A 1,397-nucleotide genomic window follows, 5' to 3' on the forward strand; every position below is an offset into this window, starting at 1 on the left:
CAGCCGGGGAGCCGCGGACGGCAGCGCAGCGAAGCCGCCGCCGGCCGCCGGGGACAGGCTGCCGGACGCGGCCGGAACCGGCCCGATGTCGTCGGCATGCTCGAACAGAACCTCGGTGAACCTGTCGGCGTAGCCCAGCCGCTTGACGATCAGCCAGACGGAAGCGCCGACGATGACCATCGTGGCGATCACCGCGATGCCGGTGCCGTAGATCCGCAGCAACGCGTTGACAGGGGAGAGGGCGTGGACGGGGGCGGTGTCCAGCAACCAGACGATGGACCAGAACACGGCGGTGCCGGCCAGGGTCATCAGCGGGAACAGCAAACCGGCGGTCCGTACTTTCTGGGTCAGCAGCTGCCGGGTTGCGGTCAGCCGTGTAGAAAGCGTGTGCACATCGTGTTTGCCACCTTGCTCAAGAGCCTTCGATGACATCGCCGGTCGTGTTCCTTTCTGAGTCGCTTCGGGTGGACGCTTCGCCGCGCAGCAGTTGCTCGGCGAAGCGGGTAAAGAGTTGGGCAAAAGCTTCGCGGTCTTCGTCGGACCAGTCCGCCAGGATTTCATCGACGACGGCCGCGCCGGCCTTGCCGATGTTCCGGTGCATCCGCCGTCCGGCGGTGGACGCCGTCAGCAGGGTGGCCCGGCCGTCGTCCGGATCGGATTGCTTGTCCACCAGCCCTTTGTCCTCCAAGCGGCGGACCTGGGGGGTCATGGTGGATTTGTCCACGCCCTGCTGCGAGGCCAGTTCCGAGACCCGGACGGGGCCGTTGTCGTCGATGTACTCGAGCAAGGCCACGTCGGTGGGCGTCAGGCCAACCTCGCGCGGGTCGAACAGCTGTTTACGCGTCTCCGCATGGGATGCCCAGCGCACCACTTGAGCCACGGCGTCGCGGATCATGACGCCCGGATCGGGCTGTTTGCGGGAGCTGGGGGGCATGCCTCAAGTTTAGCCCTTTCCGTTTGGTTTTGCCAATCAAACCAAACCCCGCTTTCGGGGGTTGGCCGGCACCGGTTCCGGGCGGGGGAGCCGACCCTCGGGAGCCGGCCCGGGAGCGGCCCCGGGAGCCCGAGGATACCGCCGGGGCTCACGGTTGAGTTGTCCGGGCCAAGGGTCCGACAACGGGTGGCGGATCGGGGCGCTTGGCGAAGGGTTTGCCGGCCGCCCACCACGCCGTTTCGCAGATCCAGAGCAGCAGTGCCCCGGCGGCGGCTGCAGCTAGCACGGGCGAGAACAGGGCGAACGCCGGAGCCAGGACGGCGACCACCGCCCAGTCGCGGCTCCAAACCAAACAGAGGGCGCCGGTCAGGAGGACACACAAAAGGCCCGCGACCTAGTCGTCGTGGACACCACAATTTTGCCATTGCCGACCCGTGCACTGCAAAAGACGGATCCCTTGCCG

Annotated in this window: 3 protein-coding genes; all 3 read right to left on the minus strand. The window is 67.3% G+C overall.

Annotated features, from left to right (window positions below; translation table 11 throughout):
- The coding region (locus AC5RV2_RS17960) for a hypothetical protein (protein ID WP_494093455.1) at positions 1–432 on the minus strand (432 nt) is incomplete at its 3' end.
- Complete coding sequence (locus AC5RV2_RS17965) at positions 413–934, minus strand: MarR family winged helix-turn-helix transcriptional regulator (protein WP_494093456.1); 522 nt, start codon at positions 932–934, stop codon at positions 413–415. The genes AC5RV2_RS17965 and AC5RV2_RS17960, both read right to left, overlap by 20 nt.
- A 148-nt stretch (positions 935–1,082) precedes the next feature.
- Positions 1,083–1,286, minus strand: a complete 204-nt coding sequence (locus AC5RV2_RS17970) for a hypothetical protein (protein WP_494093457.1) — start codon at positions 1,284–1,286, stop codon at positions 1,083–1,085.
- Positions 1,287–1,397 lie beyond the last annotated feature (111 nt).

Source organism: Arthrobacter sp. Y3225116 (assembly GCF_059091245.1).

What these genes read in the sequence shown, in the direction of transcription:
- AC5RV2_RS17965 (WP_494093456.1), bottom strand. Translation starts at nt 934, where the DNA reads ATGCCCCCCAGCTCCCGCAAACAGCCCGATCCGGGCGTCATGATCCGC.